The sequence below is a fragment of the Aeromonas sp. MTB genome (genome assembly GCF_056632455.1).
This window is the reverse complement of sequence record NZ_CP147026.1, coordinates 4554706-4572407: the sequence shown is the minus strand read 5'-3', so window position 1 is coordinate 4572407 and position 17702 is coordinate 4554706. Positions and strand designations below refer to the sequence as shown.

Sequence of the window (17702 nt, the reverse complement as noted above, 5' to 3'; positions counted from 1 at the left end):
CCGGATATCTGGTTTTGACATTAATTAACTTCCTCATCACTGAATATAAAAATGGCTACAAATGCGAAGAACCGGCTAGAACTATCATCTCACAGCCGCTCGAACTGACTGTTGATAATACTCGTTTCTTTCGGATCCTGTTATGTCAGTACACAGCCTACATTAACTCGGATGGCTCAAGTTTCTCCCCTGCTAACCTCCTGCTTACCCGCTATATAGGATAAATCTTAAATACTGCCTATAGCGTGTAAACAACCTTTACCCGCCACAGCAGGTAAAACTTGATGTACCTGCCATAGCGTGTAAATTGGAAGAAGGCACGCTACCAGGTTGTCGAATCATGAAAGTAACCAGCGCCAAGCAGCTGAGCGCCTGTATCAAGGATGCCAGGCTTTCTCAAAAGCTCTCTCAAGGCAAAGTGGCCGAGAAAGTAGGGATTAGGCAAGACACAGTCTCCAGCTTCGAGCTCAATCCTGAGTCCACCAAGCTGGAGACCCTGTTCAAGATCCTCGCGGCACTCGAATTGTCACTGGACATCAAACCCCGCAATGAGTCATCCGAGAGTCCGGCATCGGGCTGGAAGGAGGAGTGGTAATGGCCAATCTGGCTGTCTACATGAACGGCTATCGGGTAGGCACATTCACCAAAACTACCAGCGGCGCCCATCAGTTTCAGTACCATGAGTCATGGCTAGCACAACCGGGCAGCCGTCCCATCTCACTCTCCATGCCATTGCGCCATCAGGCCTACCGGGGCGATGAAGCCTATAACTTCTTTGACAACCTGCTGCCAGATAATACAGAGGTGAGGAATAGGGTTGTAGCACGCTATCAAGCGGTATCAACCCAGCCCTTCGATCTGCTCAGTTGCATTGGCCAGGATAGCGTAGGGGCATTACAGCTGGTTACCGAAGGGCACGATGTTCCAGATGTCAGGCGAATCGACTACAAGGCACTTTCCGATGACGAGCTCGAGCAGATCCTGACCAGCTACAAATCAGGAATCCCTTTGGGGATGGTCAGGGAGCAAGAGGAGTTCCGGATCTCTATCGCCGGGGCGCAAGAAAAGACTGCACTGCTCTATCTCGATGGCCGTTGGTACTTGCCACTCAATGCAACGCCGACAACCCACATAATCAAACTCCCTATCGGCAAGATTGAAAGCCACTCCTACTCGATAGACCTCTCCCAGAGCGTAGAAAACGAATATCTCTGCACTCTGATTGCCAAGGAGTTTGGTCTACCCGTACCTAACTGCTTCATGATGCAGGTTGGCCAGGTCAAAGCACTGGCTGTGGAACGCTTCGACAGACGTTACGCTGCCGATCGCAGTTGGATCATGCGCCTTCCCCAAGAAGATTTCTGTCAGGTATTGAATGTTCCGTCAGCACGGAAATACGAGAGCCATGGAGGACCAGGGATCACTGACATCATGAAAACCTTGCTGGGCTCTGTGACACCAGAACAGGATCGCTACCTGTTCATGAAATCTCAGGTCCTGTTCTGGCTGCTGGCGGCCACCGATGGCCATGCAAAGAACTTCTCGGTCTTTATTGGACCGGAAGGGCGTTTTCGCCTGACCCCTTTTTACGACATCCTATCTGTCTATCCAGTGTTTGGCGGCCGAGGCCTCAACCGAAGGGACGCCAAGCTCGCTATGGGCCTAGCAAGCAGCAAGGGAAAGAAATACGCCATTGAGCAGGTATTCCCGCGTCATTTCTTCCAAACGGCGAAAGCTGTGGGATTTGAGCGTTCTGCTATGGAAGAGATCCTGACAGAACTGGCCAACTCCGTTGATGATGTTATTGAGCGTGTTACCCAGCAATTGCCAGCGGGCTTCCCCGATGCCATCAGCAGCACCATTCTAGAGGGCCTAAAAGCCCGCTCAGCCAGGCTGATAAAGGGCTGGGATTAAATTGGCGGTATGTGGGATGATTGCACGGTTAGCCAAACCACCTATGTGAAGTTTGCACGGTTCGAAGAGTAAAAGCGGCTTTCTAGGCACCGGACGATGCTATAGTCGGTTCAAAATATGTTCAAAACTCACCTAAAAAGCGGCTTTGACTGCGTGTGGTGGCATCGCGTTGATTCATATGGGAAGGCTGCACGATCGAGAATGGACTATGTGGGAACGCTGCACGATGGCAGAAACCCGTGAGCGGCCTCTCAATATGCTGTTTTAGTTACTTTTACCCCAAGTGGCCCCCGAAAAGTCACTAACACATTGAAGATAATAGATTATTTACATTCTGCATCGGCAAGTAAGCCGGTCTGGCAGACAACAAAAAGCCCGGGTTCATCCTGGGCTTTTTGTTGTGCGTTTTTTGTCCGTAAACCTAGAGGCGACGCAGGCACCACATGAAGTAAGCGCCCCCTAACAGGGTGGAGACCAGCCCAACAGGCACCTCCTGCGGGAAGAGGATCTGCTGGCCGACCCAGTCCGCCGACACCATCAACAGGGCGCCGGAAGCGGCGGCCCCAAGCAGGTGCCAGCGTGCCCGCACCAACCCCATCAGCTTGGCCATATGTGGCGCCAACAGACCGACGAACGAGAGCGGCCCCACCACCAGGGTGGCGCTGGCAGTGAGCACGGCCACCAGCAGCAGGATGGCGAGCTGGGCACGGTTGAGGCGAATGCCGAGTGCGGTGGCTACCGCCGCCCCCATTGGCAGCAGATCAAGCCAACGGCTCACCAACAGGCAGGCGGCCAGCATCAACAGCGCCAGCCCCACCAGCCCATAGGCCACCGGCAGAGTGACGTAATAGGTGGAACCGGACATCCAGGAGAGCAGTTGCTGCACCCGCATGTCACCGTTGGCCAGCGCAATGGCCTGCAGCGGCTCAAACAGTGCCGTGATGGCGATGCCGGAGAGCAGGATCCGCTCCGGCTGGAAGCCGTGCTTGCGATTGACCAGCACCAGCAGCAAGAGACAAGCGAAGGCCCCGATCAGGCCGCCCAGCAGCATGATGGGCAACGGCAAAGCTGGCAGCAGTAAGGCCGTCGCTATCACCCCCATAAAGGTGCCACCGCTCACCCCCAGCAGCTCCGGACTCGCCATAGGATTGTTGCTGACCCGCTGCAACAGGGTGCCCGCCAGCGCCAGCAGTACGCCAGCCGCCCCCGCCGCCAGAGTGCGCGGCAGCCGCCACTCCAGCTGGGCCTGCCAGCGGAGCCAGCTTGGCCAGCTCCAGCCCGTCATTCCCTGCCCAAACAGCTGGGAGGCGACCACGGCCAGCAGCAGCCCGACCAGCAACAGGCCAATAAGGCGAGCCGGAGCCGGATGGCGAGCCACCAGCAGGCCGGCGTTTGCCTTCGGCGTACCCGACTTGATGCCAAGGCGCGGGATCAACCAGAGCAGCAGCGGCGCCCCCAGCAGGGCGGTCATTGCGCCGGTGGGGATCAATACCGGCCAGAAGCGGCTCAGGCTCTGCAGCAGCAGATCGGTCGCCGCCAGCAGCAAGGCACCCAGTATGGGAGCCCACAACAACCGCTGGCCAAGCTGGCGGATCCCGAGCAACCGCACCATGGCGGGCGCCGCCAGCCCGATAAAGCCGATCAGCCCCACCACGCTCACCACACAGGCGGTGACAAACACCGCCAGCCCCAGTCCGACAAAACGCAGATGCTGCAGGGAGACCCCCAGACTGCGGGCGCTGGCATCATCCAGCTCCAGCACCGCCAGCGGGCGTACCAGCACAGCGGCCAGCACCGCAGCTGCCAGCAGGCGGGGCAACAGGTAACTCACCCCGCTCCAGCTGTTCTGCACTAGCGAGCCACTACCCCACACCAGCAAGCCTTTCAGCTCCTCCTGAAAGAACAGCAAGAGTCCCATGCTGATGGCCGCCAGATAGAGGTTTATCACCAGTCCGGCAAAGACGATGACCACCGGATTGAGCTGGCGACGCCAGGCAAGGGCAAACACCAGTGCCATCGCAAGGCTGCCACCGGCCATGGCGATCCACTCCCGCCCCAGCAACAGCCAGGAGGGGGCAAACAGGGTCACCATCATCAACGCCAGTTGGGCACCGGAGGCCACCCCCAAGGTGGTCGGTGACGCGAGCGGGTTGCGCAGCACCTGCTGCATCAGGGTACCCGCCAGCCCGAGCGCCGCCCCAGCCAGTAGGGTGACCGCCAAGCGGGGTAGCCAGCTGAAATGCACCACCGCTTGGCTGACATCATCCAGATTGGGGGAGAAGAGGCTCTGCCACCAGAGCGCACCGGGCAGCTGGCGAGCCAGCTCCCAATACGCGAGCAAGAGGGTCAACCCCAGCAGGATCGAGACCGGCCGCAGCAGCGGCGATGTGAGCAGTCGCTTCATCGGCTCGCCTCCATACGCTCGGCATCTTGCAGCAATGCATCGCTGAGCAGACCGGCGAAACGGCGGGCTGCAAGTACGCCGCCAAAACTCCAGACCGCAGGCAGATGCAGCACGGGCGCCTGCCGTACCAGCGGCAGATGCTGCCACAGCCCAGGCTCCTGCAGCCGTTCGCTCACCCCTACCGGAATGGGATCGACCACCACCAGCCGCGCGGTTGGCAAGGTCATAAACTGCTCGATGCTGACCACCGAGAAACCCCAGTCATTGGTCTGCTCCTGCCAGCCATTACTCAGCCCAAGCCGCGTCATCACCGCATCGAACAGGCTGTGGCGACCAAACACCCGCACATGGCGCTCATCGATAAACTGCACCACCAGCAGAGGCGGCAGATCCGCAGGCAATCTGGCCTGCATGCTGGCGAGATCCCGATCCAGCCCGGCCAGCAGCCGTTCGCCCTCGGCGGTTTTGCCCACCATGCGGGCGAGGGTCAGTGTCACCTCGTGCAGCCGCAGCCACAGATCGGTTTGCCCATCATAGAGGGCGATGGTGCTCACCGGCGCGATGCGGGAAAGAGTTGGCGCCAGCGGGGCCGCCAGCGGCGAGATGAGGATGCGATCGGGTTTGAGCTCCGCCAGCAGCTCACGGTTGGGCTGGGTGCGCAGGCCGATATCCACCACTCCGGCGGGTAGCCGTGGCTCACCAACCCATGCCTGATAGGGACCAGCATCCCCCACCGCCAGCGGCGTCACCCCGAGCGCCAGCAGGGTTTCGGCAATGGTCCAGTCGACGGTGGCGATACGGGGTAGCGATGCAGAGGCGATCGGAGATGTGTCGGCCTGCGCCGCTAGTGGCAGCAGCAGGCTGATAAGGCAGGGTGCCATCTTCTTCAATAAACGGTTCAAGAGAGCCCCCCGGTCAGACGATCGCGATGGGATGAGCATGGGCCGGGTGGCGAATGACCTCCATCGGGATGCCATAGATGGCGTGCAAGGTCTCACTGGTCATGATCCCCTCCGATTCGCCGTGGGTAAGCAGGCGGCCGGAGTGGAGCGCCACCAGCCGATCGCAGAAGCGGGAGGCCATATTGATGTCATGAATGACGATGATGACCCCAAGGTTAAGCTGACGGCTCAACTGCTTGACGAGCGTGAGCACCTCCACCTGATGGGCCACATCCAGCGCGGCCAGCGGCTCGTCCAGCAGGATGAAGCGGCTCTCCTGGGCCAGCAGCATCGCCAGCCAGACCCGCCCCCGCTCGCCGCCGGAGAGGGTATCCACCAGCCGATCGGCAAAGCGTTCGGTATGGGTAAGGGCGATGGCCCGATCGACCTGACGGTGATCCTCCGCCCCCATCCGGCCCAGCAGGCCACGCCAGGGGTAGCGGCCCATCTCCACCAGCTCCCGCCCGAGCAGATTCTCGGCGCTCGGCAGATGCTGGGGCAGATAGGCCACCTGACGGGCAAACTCCCGGTTGCCCCAGTCGGGCAGCGGCTTGCCATCGAACAGGATCTCGCCGTCGCTGAGGGGTTGCTGGCGAGCCAGCAGCTTGAGCAGGGTCGATTTACCCGAACCATTGTGGCCGATGAGGCCATAGACCTGTCCCTGCTCGAAACGCAGGTCGGTGGGGTGCAGCAGCGTGCGGTCATTGACCGTGAAGCTGGCTGATTTCATCTCGAACATAAGCAATTCCTGTGCTGGCTTGCCGCCAGTCTCATCGGTGCCGGCATCAAGCCGGCACCTCGCAATCCAGATGGGCGATCGCATCGCGGCTCACTGCGGCACGGCGCGCGCCGGTCAGTTCAGTGAGCTGGCCCTGACGCATCTCCAGCAGGCGATCGGCCAGCGGGAAGTAGTGATCGTCGTGACTGATGGCAATCACCGTCTTGCCCATCTCCTTGAGGCGCGGCAACAGCACCTGATAGAAGATGCGGCGGAACTGGGGATCCTGATCCGCAGCCCACTCGTCAAACAGCATCACCTCGCGCTGCTCGGCCAGCGCCAGCAGCAGGGCGACCCGCTTGCGCTGCCCTTGGGAGAGATCGATATCGGCGATAAAGCCATCCTCGATGGTGAGCTTGCTGCCCATCTGCAACCGCTCCAGCCACTCGGCCACCAGCTCATCCTTGGGTTCCGGCCCCAGCAGGTGCTGGAACAGGTGATAGTCGGTAAAGATGGCGGAGAAGAGCGCCAGATAGCCATTGCGATCGGTGACGGGTTCACCATCCAGCAGGATCCGGCCCGATACCGGCAGGTAAAGGCCGGTCAGCAGCATGGCCAGGGTCGACTTGCCGGAGCCATTGCCACCGATGATGAAGATCTGCTCCCCCTTTTCGATGACCAGATCGATGGGGCCAACGGCAAAACCGCCCTCCCCCTGATAGTGAAAGCTCACCTGCTCCAGCTCGATACGCTGCCAGGGGCGGATGGCGGGCGGCAGCGGGAAGTCCGCATCCGGCTCGGCCAGATTGAGGGCGGCGATCTTGTCGAACGCCACCTGAGCGGCAAGCAGGGTCGGCAGGGCGCCAATCCCCTGCAACAGCGGGGTGCGCAGGAACAGCAGGGTCAGCGCAAAGGTGGCGGCCACATTGGTGTTGGCCCAGCCAAGGCCGTTGGCCAGAAAGAAGACCAGACCGATGGCCCCCAGCATCATGATATTCGACCAGTTCACCGCGCTCAGGTGATAGGTGTCGGCGCGGATGATCTGCTGGCGGTAGTCACGGGCATTTTGTTCATAGAGCTGGTGGTAAACGAAGTGAGCCCGCTCGCGGTTGAGCGCCAGCTCCTTGCTGCCGGCGATGATGGCCTGATAGTTCTGATAGAGCCGATCTTCGGCCTGACGCATGTGGGAGAGATGGCGATAAACACGGTTCACCAGCAACCAGCCCACCACCATGGTAATCGTGACCCAGAGCGCGGTCACCCCGAGTAATGCAGGAGAGAGCCAGCCAAGGTAAAGGGCAGAACCCAGCGTGAGTACCAGCCCCTGCACCAGCTCCGGCAGGCGCACGAAGGCGATGGTGATCTGGCCGATATCGCTGGAGAGGGAAGCCAGCAGCGGCCCCTGACCAATCTGGCGGATGCGGGCGACATCAGTATCCAGCAACTGCTTGAGCAGGCGTCCGCGCAACCGGTAGACAAAATGGTGACCGAGAGTGGTCAGGGCCAGCTGAGATCCGAGGGTGATCACCAGCAGCAACACAATCAGGCCGACCAGCTGACCGAGGATCGGCAGCGGATCACCTATAGATTCGATAAGAGACTGATTAATAAAAGCAATGACGCCAATCCCGCTGACGGCACTGAGCAGACTGAGCAGGGTGATAGCGATAAAAGGCCAACGATATTGGCGATAAACCAGAGACAAGAGTTCCATAACGGACCGGTATTCCAGAGAGATCAGAACAACTGCGGGTGAAAAGAAGGGCGGGAACCGGGTTCCCGCCCAACTTCGATTACCAGCGGTAGTTGATGCTGCCCACTACGCTGCGCGGCTCGCCGTAGTAGCAGTAGTAGTCACAACTGGCCACGTAGGTTTCACCCAGCAGGTTGTTGACGTTGAGCTGGGCGCGCCAGTTCTTGGCAAAGTCATACCCGATCATCGCATCCCAGACGGTATGAGCCGGCACCTCGGCAGAGCCGTAGATGGGGGTGTAATCCGCATTCACGGCGCCAATACCCACGCTGGAACCGATATAACGCACACCGGTACCCAGCTCCAGACCCGAAGCCACCCCTTGCTGCACCTTGTAGTTGCCCCAGAAGGAGGCCTGGTGGCGCGGGATCAGGCTGGCACGGCGATCGCCACTGCCGGTGTCGTTGGTTTTGGCATCGGTGTAGGTATAAGCAGCGGTCAGACGCAGCGCATCTGTCACCTGCACGCTCCCTTCCAGCTCAACCCCCTGAGAGGTCACTTCACCCGCCTGGGTCTGCTGGCCGGAACCGGTAGAGACCAGCGAGTTGGTCTGGGCCAGATCGAACAGCGCCAGATTGATGTAACCATCGAGGAAGGCTGGCGCATACTTCACGCCGGTCTCGTAGAGCTTTCCCTTGAGCGGCTTGTAGGAGTTTCGGGTGTTAGGATCGATCCCCGGCAGCACTTCGAACGACTCGGCATAGGCAAAGTAGGGAGAGAGGCCGTTGTCAGCCAGATACATCAGGCTGCCCGAGAGGGAGAGCTCGTGATCGTACTGGCGCTCGTCCTTACTGGTATTGGTGTTGTGGGTCTCCACATAGTCAAAACGGCCACCGGCAGTCAGCAACCAGCGATCGTCCCAGCGGATCTGGTGCTGGGCATAGAGGCCGCTCTGGCCCTTGGAGCTCTTCTGGTGAGTGGCGGTCGACTCGTCAAAACCGGGGAAGCCGCTGTAATCCGGGTTCATGGTATTGATGGAGCCCATACCGTAGTTGTCGGCCTCGACCCCTTCATTGACGTGACGCTGCAGATCCACCCCCAGCAGCAAGGTCTGCTCGGTGCTGTCGGTGTTCCAGTAGCCCACCATCTGGTTATCCATGGTGGCACTCTTGGTATTGCCATCGCGGTAAACCAGGCCACGACTGGCGGTTGTGCCTTCATAGGTCGGGAAGATATAGGTCTGGCGCAGCAGCAGATCGTTGTAGTTGAAGCGGACGTTCTGCTTGAACTCCCAGGTCTGGTTGAGCTGGTGGGCCAGCTCGTAACCGGTGGAGATCTGGGTATTGCGGTTGCGATCGTAATCCGGCTGACTCAGATTGGTGTAGGGATCAATCTGGCCACCTGACGTATTCAGGGTGCCATAGACCGGGAAGAAGCCGTTGGTCGGGACCCCTTCGTCGTGCAGGAAGCTGGCCAGCAGGGTCAGGCTGGTACGATCCGAAAGATCGAAGGTGACGCTCGGCGCCAGATAAACCCGATCGTTGTAAGTACCGGTAAGCACCCCATCACGCTCTTTATAAAGAGCAACCATGCGGTAGCGGCTGTTGTCGGAGAGCGCGTCAGAGACATCCACCCCGACCTGACGATGATCCCGGCTGCCAAGCTGCAGATCTACCAGCCCTTGCGGCGTGGCGGTCGGTCGCTTGCTGATGGCATTGATCACCCCGCCCGGAGGCGCCTCACCGTAAAGGATCGAGGCTGGCCCCTTCAGCACTTCCACACTCTCCAGACCGAACGGTTCCGGCGTCCAGACGTAGTAGCCGGTGCCAAACAGCCGGTTGCCATCCAGATAAGAGGCAGCATCGAAGCCACGCACCTTGAACCAGTCGGTGTTGTTGTCGGAACCATAGAGGCCGGTCAATACGCCGGAACGGTAGCGAAGCGCCTCATCCAGCTGCAACACGGCGTGCTGATCCAGCTCCTCGCGATTAACCACGGAAACGGCGCGAGGGGTCTCGGCCATCGGTACTTCCACCTTCATGGCCGTACCGGTCACCACCATGGTTTCTCTGGCTTTGGGCAGCTCAGCAGTGGTTTGTTCGGCCATCAGCGGCAGGGATACGAGCAAACCGGAGAGCGAAAGCACGCCGAAGGCGCCCTTCTTGCCGGGTCCTGTAGTGTATTTTTGCGCAATCATATTAAAGTCTCGTTTATCAATGAGTTATGTTGTTTTAATTGTTATTTGTGGTCGTTTGTCACGACATCACCCTGTTCCATGGGCGAATAAAGCAGCGCAATCCTACTACAGGAGCCGTGATCGAATCGATTCAATAATTGCTAATCATTTGCACCTACATTGTTATCTAGCTGCATCGTTGGCAGGATTTCGCGGGGGATGGACGTCATCAGGAGAGCCATTAGCGGAGAAGAAAATGAAGAGGAATAGAAAGAAGCAGAAAAAAGATCGGCAGGATGGATCCGGCGGCATTATCTGACTGGATCCATTATCCCCAAGCTTTATCCATATTTATCCACACCCTTTGGCGGTAGAATCCGGCTTTCCGTTTCTTTGTCTGAAATCAGGATCCATTCCATGGCCAAACTCAATCTCGTCGTCGGCTCCATGCTGGGCGCCGCCGAATATGTCGCAGACCACGTCGCCAACCTACTGGAACAGGCTGGCCACCAGACCCGGATCCACAACCCGGCCAAGCTGGCAGAGGTGCTGGATGATGCGGGATCCATCCTGCTGGTGGTCACTTCCACCCATGGTGCCGGGGATGTGCCCGACAACCTGCAACCCTTCGCCAAGGATCTTGCCGAGCAGCATCCGGATCTTAATTCATTGAAATATGGCGTGATCGCCCTTGGCGACAGCAGTTATGACACCTTTTGCCAGGGCGGCAAGACGCTGGATCGGCTGCTGGCCGAGTGCGGTGCCAGCCGGATCGGCGAGCGGCTCGACATCGATGTGACCCAACACGAGATCCCCGAAGATGCAGCAGAAGTGTGGATCCGCGACTGGATGACGATGATCGCCTGATCAGAGTGCGGGAGATCCTGAAAAAAAGCTTGATCTCCCCACTTATCCCCAGATCGACTATCCACCATGTTATTAACAGATTGATCCGGGGGAGTTGTTCTACAAGGTTACCCACAACGCCCAGGGGTAATGTGCATAACTACGGTGTAAAACTCTGAAAAACCTATAGTTATCCATGTATTAGATCCAGACCGACAGACCTCTGTGTATAAAAGTCCTGGTTATCCCCTCGTTCACCGGGCCAGGATCCAAGCTTTTCCACAAGCTAGGATCGTCCTTAAATTAATGATATTTATGATCAAAAAGTGCTTATCAACAGAAAGGGCGGATCCTAATAAGAGATCCAGTAAAAGATCGATCTAAAGATCCTTAAGATCTAATTAGTGGATCCTCCCTTCATACTGAACGTTAAGTAGACGTTCCCCTCAGGACGCGAAACAGATAGAATGTTCCGCCCTTTAGCCCAGGCAAATAAAGATCTTCAGGCGTGCAGATCAAGGTGATCCCAATGCAATACCATGAACAATTTGATGTGATCGTCGTCGGTGGCGGTCATGCCGGAACCGAAGCAGCAACAGCGGCAGCCCGTATGGGCATGAATACCCTGTTGCTGACCCACAATATCGATACGCTGGGACACATGTCCTGTAATCCGGCGATCGGTGGGATCGGCAAGGGACACCTGGTCAAGGAAGTTGACGCACTCGGCGGGATCATGGCGCGTGCCATCGATCTTGGCGGGATCCAGTTCCGCACCCTCAACTCCTCCAAGGGCCCGGCAGTGCGAGCCACTCGTGCCCAGGCGGATCGCCTGCTCTACAAGGCCGTCGTTCGCCAGATGCTGGAGAACTACCCGAACCTGAAGATCTTCCAGCAGGCCTGTGACGATCTGATCATGGACGGGGATCGTGTTGCCGGTGTGGTCACCCAGAGCGGGATCCGCATCAGTGGCAAGACTGTGGTGCTGACGGTCGGTACCTTCCTGAATGGTTTGATCCACATCGGGATGGAAAACTACAAGGGCGGCCGTGCCGGGGATCCTCCCTCGATCGCCCTGGCCCAGCGCCTGCGTGAACTGCCGCTGCGCATCGATCGTCTCAAGACGGGCACCCCGCCGCGCATCGATGCCCGCAGCGTCGATTTCTCCGTCATGCAGGAACAGCACGGCGACGATCCGCGTCCGGTCTTCTCGTTTATCGGCAATGCCAGCCAGCATCCCCGTCAGGTGCCCTGCTACGTCACCCACACCAACGAGCGTACCCACGAGGTGATCCGCAATAACCTGGATCGCAGCCCCATGTATGCCGGGGTGATCGAGGGGATCGGCCCGCGCTACTGCCCGTCGATCGAAGACAAGATCACCCGTTTCGCCGACAAAACGGCGCACCAGATCTTCGTCGAGCCGGAAGGCCTGACCACCCACGAACTCTATCCGAACGGGATCTCTACCAGCCTGCCGTTTGACGTGCAGGTGCAGATCGTCCGTTCTGTGCGCGGCTTCGAGAACGCCCATATCACCCGCCCCGGCTATGCCATCGAATATGATTTCTTCGATCCGCGGGATCTCAAGGCCAACATGGAGAGCAAGTGCATTCCAAACCTGTTCTTCGCTGGCCAGATCAACGGGACGACCGGTTACGAAGAGGCGGCGGCACAAGGCCTGATGGCCGGTCTGAACGCGGCCCTGCGTGCCCAGGACAAGGATCCCTGGAACCCGCGTCGGGATCAGGCCTACATGGGCGTGATGATGGACGATCTCTCCACCCTGGGGACCCGCGAGCCTTACCGCATGTTCACCAGCCGCGCCGAATATCGCCTGCTGCTGCGGGAAGACAACGCCGATATCCGCCTGACTGCCATTGGTCGCGAACTGGGTCTGGTGGATGACGAGCGCTGGAGCAAGTTCAACGCCAAGATGGAACAGGTCGAGCTGGAGCGTCAGCGCATGCGTTCAACCTGGATCCACCCGCAACATCCGTCACTGGAGGCAGTCAACGCCCTGGTCAATACCCCGCTGACCCGCGAACAGAGTCTGGAAGAGCTGCTGCGTCGCCCCGAGGTGACCTATGATGCGCTGATGGCCATCGAAGGGGTTGGCCCTTCCGTGACTGATCCTGCCGCGGCCGAACAGGTTGAGATCCAGATCAAGTACGCCGGTTACATCGAGCGTCAGCACGATGAAGTGGAAAAGCAGCTGCGCAACGAGAACACCTTGCTGCCGCTGGATCTGGACTATCGCGAGGTGAACGGCCTCTCCAACGAGGTGAAAGCCAAGCTGAACGATGCCAAGCCGCAGACCATTGGTCAGGCTTCCCGCATCTCCGGCATCACCCCGGCGGCCATCTCCATCCTGCTGGTTCACCTGAAAAAACACGGCCTGCTGCGTAAAACCGCCTGAGGAATCCCATGCTGGAAAGATTGAACGGCCTGCTCAAGCAGGCCGAAATTGTTATCACCGATACCCAAAAGAGCCAACTGGTGCAGTTGGTCGAGTTGCTGCACAAGTGGAACAAGGCTTACAATCTCACCTCGGTGCGAGATCCGGACGCCATGCTGGTCAAGCATATCCTCGATAGCCTGGTTGTAAGCCCCCACTTGCACGGTGAGCGCTTCATCGACGTGGGGACAGGTCCCGGCCTGCCGGGATTGCCGCTGGCGATCATCAATCCGGACAAGCAGTTCGTCCTGCTCGACAGTCTGGGCAAGCGGATCAACTTCATCCGTCAGGTGATCCAGGAGCTGGGTCTGACCAATGTGACGCCGGTCAAATCCCGGGTGGAAGAGTATCAACCCGAGGTGGGATTTGATGGTGTACTGAGTCGGGCATTTGCCTCGCTGGAGGACATGCTGAGCTGGTGTCACCACCTGCCGTCAGAACAGGGTTGTTTCCTGGCTCTCAAGGGACAATATCCCGAGCAGGAGCTGGCCCAGTTGCCTGCCAATATCCGTCTGGTAGCCTGTCATGAGTTGTGGGTGCCGGAGCTGGAAGGCGAACGTCATCTGCTGGAATTCAAACATATCCAGCCCGAATAGGGTCGCAGTTTCATTTAGGGGATCGTGTGGGAAAAGTCATCGCCATAGCCAACCAGAAGGGTGGAGTGGGTAAAACCACCACCTGTGTGAATCTGGCCGCCTCCATGGCTGCCACCCGGCGCAAGGTGCTGGTGATCGATCTGGATCCGCAGGGCAATGCCACCATGGGCAGCGGTGTCGACAAGTATGACGTCGAGCGCACCGCCTATGAGCTGCTGATCGAGGATGCCCCCATCAGCGAAGTGATCATCCCCGAAACCACCGGGGGCTATCACCTGATTGCCGCCAACGCCGACGTGACCGCGGCCGAAATCCGTCTGATGGAATTTTTCGCCCGCGAAATCCGCCTGCGCAATGCGCTGGCCTCGGTGCGGGACAAATACGACTACGTCTTCATCGACTGCCCGCCCTCTCTCAACATGCTGACCGTGAACGCCATGGCCGCCGCAGACTCCGTGCTGGTGCCCATGCAGTGCGAATATTACGCGCTGGAGGGGCTCACCGCCCTGGTCGACACCATCAGCAAGCTGGCCGCCGTGGTCAATCCGGAGCTCAAGATCGAAGGGGTGCTGCGCACCATGTTCGATCACCGCAACCGGCTGGCCAATGATGTGTCCGATCAGCTAAAACAGCACTTTGGCGACAAAGTCTACCGCACCATCATTCCCCGCAACGTTAGACTGGCTGAGGCCCCGAGTTTCGGTGCCCCGGCCATGCACTATGACAAATCATCGGTGGGCGCCAAGGCCTACCTGGCACTGGCTGGCGAGATCCTGCGCCGCCAGGAGCAGGAACGTCAGGCGACCATCGCAGACCGAGAGAGCATATGACTCCGAAAAAACGTGGACTGGGCAAGGGGCTGGATGCCCTGCTCAGTACCAGCACGGCTGCCCGCCAGAAACAGGTGATGAGCGATCAACGTACTGAAGAGGCCATGGCCCCCACCAATCAGGGCGAGCTGCGCAAGCTGCCGGTGGAGTGGTTGCAGTCCGGCAAGTACCAGCCCCGCAAGGATATGTCCCAGGATGCACTGGAAGAGCTGGCCAACTCCATCCGCGCCCAAGGGGTGATCCAGCCCATCGTGGTACGCCCTCTCGGCGAACAATCCTTCGAAATCATTGCCGGTGAGCGGCGCTGGCGCGCGTCCCAGCTGGCGCGGCTTGAGGTGGTGCCCTGCATCGTCAAAGATGTACCCGACGAGGCTGCCGTCGCCATCGCGCTGATTGAGAATATTCAGAGGGAAGACCTCAATGCCATCGAAGAGGCGGTCGCACTACAAAGACTGCTGACCGAATTCGAACTCACCCACCAGCAGGTGGCCGAGGCTGTGGGCAAGTCCCGCACCACGGTGACCAACCTGTTGCGTCTCAACCAGCTCAACGACGACGTGAAGCGTTTCGTCGAGCATGGCGACCTCGACATGGGCCATGCCCGTGCCCTGCTGGCCCTGAGCGGCCAGGCCCAGTCTGAACTGGCCAAGCTAGTTGCCCAGAAAGGGCTGACCGTACGCGATACCGAGAAGCTGGTGCAAAAAGCGCTCGAACCAGCAAAAGCCAGGGTCGAACCGGCCCGTGATCCGCAGATCGGCTACCTGGAGCGCCAACTGGCAGAAAAAATTGGCAATCAGGTGCAACTTCAGCCTGGCAAGCGGGATAGCGGGAAGTTAGTAATAAGTTACGAGAATTTGTCCGATTTGGACCGTATATTGGGCTATTTTGGCGTGTCGGAATCGTGATTTTTACGCTTTTTGTAGTAATAAAACATCCATTCCTTTTGATATGACCATAACCCTGATTTGCCGCGGAAAGCCGCAAAAATTAAGGATTTTTGTCATATTGCAATAGCTGCCCTCAAGGGTATAATTTGACCGGCTTTAAGAGCTGTTAACATGGGGTCTTCGGATCCCGATTTTTTACAGTTCTGTAATGTTCAGGGGTAGGTTGGTGAAGCAGAAAATAGCCTTGGAAGGTTTGACTCTGGCCTTGGTTATGCTCGTTTGTCAGCTCATCCTGATCCTGGCGATGAGTGCCGTCTGGTTTTACCTGACTGGTGCCAGCGCCGGTTATTCCGCCCTCTACGGAGGGGGGATGTACTGGGTTCCTCAAGCCTTGTTTACTGTCTGGGTGCTGCGCCGCAAGGTGACAACCGAGAGTGTGGGCCTGGTTTTGCGGGACTTTTATGGTGGGGCAGGGATTAAGCTCATTTCTACAACAGGTCTATTCGCCCTGATGTTTGGTGCGGGAGTCGAGGTCGTTACCGTCTCGTTTTTCGCCACTTATATCCTCGCCCTCGTTGTACAGTGGATGGTTTCATTCACGCTTAACAACCACTATTAGGAAAACTCATGTCTGCAACCGGAGAAGTCCTGACTCCTCAGGGATATATCTCCCACCACCTGACCCACCTTCAAGTCGGGTCCGGGTTCTGGACGGTCAATATCGACTCAATGGTATTTTCCGTCGTGCTAGGCGCCCTGTTTATCCTGCTGTTCCGCAAAGTAGCCGTTAACGCTACCAGCGGGGTGCCGGGTAAACTGCAGTGCTTTGTGGAGATGCTGGTCGAGTTTGTGAATGGTAACGTCAAAGACATCTTTCACGGTCGCAACAAGGTCATCGCACCTTTGGGGCTGACGGTGTTTGTGTGGATCTTCCTGATGAACTTCATGGATCTGATCCCCGTTGACTTTATCCCTCACGCTGCACAATTGATGGGTATTCCCTATCTGCGTGTGGTTCCCTCTGCTGACGTTAACATCACCATGTCCATGGCTTTGGGCGTGTTCTTCTTGATCCTGTATTACAGCATCAAGGTCAAGGGTATCGGCGGGTTTGTGAAGGAGCTGACGCTTCAGCCTTTCAACCACCCGGCGGCCATCCCGGTTAACCTCATCCTGGAAACTGTTACGCTGATTTCCAAACCTGTTTCTCTGGGTCTTCGACTGTTCGGCAACATGTATGCTGGCGAACTGATCTTTATCCTGATTGCTGGTTTGTTACCCTGGTGGTCACAGTGGATCCTGTCCGTGCCTTGGGCAATTTTCCACATCCTGATCATCACATTGCAGGCATTCATTTTCATGGTTCTGACCATCGTCTATCTGTCGATGGCGCAGGAAGACCATGGTTGATGCAACTCAAATAATCCTTTTTATACAATCAATTACATCTAAATAACTGGAGATCCTCATGGAAAACTTGAACATGGACCTGCTGTACATCGCTGCTGCAATGATGATGGGTCTGGCTGCTATCGGCGCTTCCATCGGTATCGGTATCCTGGGTGGCAAGTTCCTGGAAGGTGCTGCTCGTCAACCGGATCTGATCCCTGTTCTGCGTACCCAGTTCTTCATCGTAATGGGTCTGGTGGATGCGATCCCGATGATCGCCGTTGGTCTGGGTCTGTACGTGATGTTTGCGGTTGCTGGCTAAGTCGTTACGACTCTCCAGGCATAACCCATTAACTAACTTAAGAGGACATCGGCTGTGAATATCAATGCCACCCTCCTCGGCCAAGCAATTGCTTTTTTCTTCTTCGTAGTGTTTTGCATGAAGTACGTATGGCCGCCGCTGATTGCTGCCATCGAAGCCCGTCAGAAAGCTATTGCTGACGGTCTCTCTTCTGCCGAGCGTGCCAAGAAAGATCTGGATTTGGCCAAGGCCAACGCCACCGATCAGCTGAAAGAAGCCAAGCTGCAGGCTGCTGAAATCATTGAGCAGGCTAACAAACGTAAAGCCCAGATCATTGATGAAGCTGCCGCTGGTGCCCAGTCTGAGCGGGAAAAAATCCTGGCTCAGGGCCGTGCCGAGATCGAAGCTGAACGTCATCGTGCCAAAGAAGAACTGCGTAAGCAGGTTGCTGCTCTTGCCATTGCTGGTGCAGAGAAGATCCTGGCGCGTCAAATCGACCAGGCTGCCAACAGCGACATCGTCGACAAACTGGTAGCAGAACTGTAACGG

16 protein-coding genes are annotated in these 17702 nt (G+C 57.8%); 11 read left to right on the top strand and 5 right to left on the bottom strand.

The genetic code is table 11. The features are described from left to right. Window positions 1–340 precede the first annotated feature (340 nt). Both WBR25_RS20960 and WBR25_RS20955 read left to right on the top strand, forming a co-directional pair. Complete coding sequence (locus WBR25_RS20960; RefSeq protein ID WP_042878568.1) at window positions 341–595, top strand: helix-turn-helix domain-containing protein; 255 nt, start codon at window positions 341–343, stop codon at window positions 593–595. Next, complete coding sequence (locus WBR25_RS20955) at window positions 595–1914, top strand: type II toxin-antitoxin system HipA family toxin (RefSeq protein WP_151286440.1); 1320 nt, start codon at window positions 595–597, stop codon at window positions 1912–1914. Before WBR25_RS20960 ends, WBR25_RS20955 begins: the two co-directional genes overlap by 1 nt. Window positions 1915–2335: 421 nt before the next feature. Here the strand turns inward: WBR25_RS20955 and fhuB are convergent, their stop codons facing one another. The 5 genes from fhuB to WBR25_RS20930 all read right to left on the bottom strand — a co-directional run bounded on the left by fhuB (window position 2336) and on the right by WBR25_RS20930 (window position 9867). Further along, window positions 2336–4318, bottom strand: a complete 1983-nt coding sequence (gene fhuB / locus WBR25_RS20950; protein ID WP_479749149.1) for a Fe(3+)-hydroxamate ABC transporter permease FhuB — start codon at window positions 4316–4318, stop codon at window positions 2336–2338. Continuing rightward, window positions 4315–5199 (bottom strand): ABC transporter substrate-binding protein, encoded by an 885-nt coding sequence (locus WBR25_RS20945; RefSeq protein ID WP_479749921.1) that lies wholly within the window; start codon window positions 5197–5199, stop codon window positions 4315–4317. The genes fhuB and WBR25_RS20945 overlap by 4 nt, the downstream gene beginning before the upstream one ends. 34 nt (window positions 5200–5233) lie before the next feature. Then, entirely contained in the window at window positions 5234–5998 is a 765-nt protein-coding gene (locus WBR25_RS20940) for an ATP-binding cassette domain-containing protein (protein ID WP_139476811.1), read from the bottom strand. A 46-nt stretch (window positions 5999–6044) separates the two neighbouring features. Then, complete coding sequence (locus WBR25_RS20935; protein WP_236358047.1) at window positions 6045–7691, bottom strand: multidrug ABC transporter permease/ATP-binding protein; 1647 nt, start codon at window positions 7689–7691, stop codon at window positions 6045–6047. A gap of 79 nt (window positions 7692–7770) precedes the next feature. Then, the gene (locus tag WBR25_RS20930) at window positions 7771–9867 is read right to left on the bottom strand and encodes a TonB-dependent siderophore receptor (RefSeq protein ID WP_479749147.1); all 2097 of its coding nucleotides are present in this window, start codon (window positions 9865–9867) and stop codon (window positions 7771–7773) included. Between the two features lie 396 nt (window positions 9868–10263). Between WBR25_RS20930 and mioC the strand changes: the two genes are divergently transcribed. The 9 genes from mioC to atpF all read left to right on the top strand — a co-directional run bounded on the left by mioC (window position 10264) and on the right by atpF (window position 17699). Then, window positions 10264–10713 carry an FMN-binding protein MioC gene (gene mioC / locus WBR25_RS20925; protein ID WP_033138545.1) on the top strand — a complete coding sequence of 150 codons (450 nt, stop codon included), beginning with the start codon at window positions 10264–10266 and terminating at the stop codon, window positions 10711–10713. Between the two features lie 508 nt (window positions 10714–11221). Then, a complete protein-coding gene (gene mnmG, locus WBR25_RS20920) occupies window positions 11222–13111 on the top strand; it encodes a tRNA uridine-5-carboxymethylaminomethyl(34) synthesis enzyme MnmG (protein ID WP_100654726.1) in 1890 nt (629 codons plus the stop codon). 8 nt (window positions 13112–13119) lie between these two features. Beyond that, on the top strand, window positions 13120–13746 hold the full coding sequence (rsmG, locus tag WBR25_RS20915) for a 16S rRNA (guanine(527)-N(7))-methyltransferase RsmG (protein WP_335851640.1): 627 nt from the start codon (window positions 13120–13122) through the stop codon (window positions 13744–13746). Between the two features lie 26 nt (window positions 13747–13772). After that, entirely contained in the window at window positions 13773–14576 is an 804-nt protein-coding gene (locus WBR25_RS20910; protein ID WP_005357226.1) for a ParA family protein, read from the top strand. Continuing rightward, window positions 14573–15481 carry a ParB/RepB/Spo0J family partition protein gene (locus WBR25_RS20905; RefSeq protein WP_005342343.1) on the top strand — a complete coding sequence of 303 codons (909 nt, stop codon included), beginning with the start codon at window positions 14573–14575 and terminating at the stop codon, window positions 15479–15481. The genes WBR25_RS20910 and WBR25_RS20905 overlap by 4 nt, the downstream gene beginning before the upstream one ends. A 190-nt stretch (window positions 15482–15671) precedes the next feature. After that, window positions 15672–16082: an ATP synthase subunit I gene (locus tag WBR25_RS20900; protein WP_019445506.1), complete on the top strand. Its 411-nt coding sequence runs from the start codon at window positions 15672–15674 to the stop codon at window positions 16080–16082. 8 nt (window positions 16083–16090) lie between these two features. After that, window positions 16091–16873, top strand: coding sequence for a F0F1 ATP synthase subunit A (gene atpB, locus WBR25_RS20895; protein ID WP_005339335.1), 783 nt, complete (start codon window positions 16091–16093; stop codon window positions 16871–16873). A 58-nt stretch (window positions 16874–16931) separates the two neighbouring features. Further along, a complete protein-coding gene (gene atpE / locus WBR25_RS20890) occupies window positions 16932–17174 on the top strand; it encodes a F0F1 ATP synthase subunit C (protein ID WP_005307205.1) in 243 nt (80 codons plus the stop codon). 54 nt (window positions 17175–17228) lie between these two features. Then, complete coding sequence (gene atpF, locus WBR25_RS20885; RefSeq protein ID WP_005339336.1) at window positions 17229–17699, top strand: F0F1 ATP synthase subunit B; 471 nt, start codon at window positions 17229–17231, stop codon at window positions 17697–17699. Window positions 17700–17702: the final 3 nt, after the last annotated feature.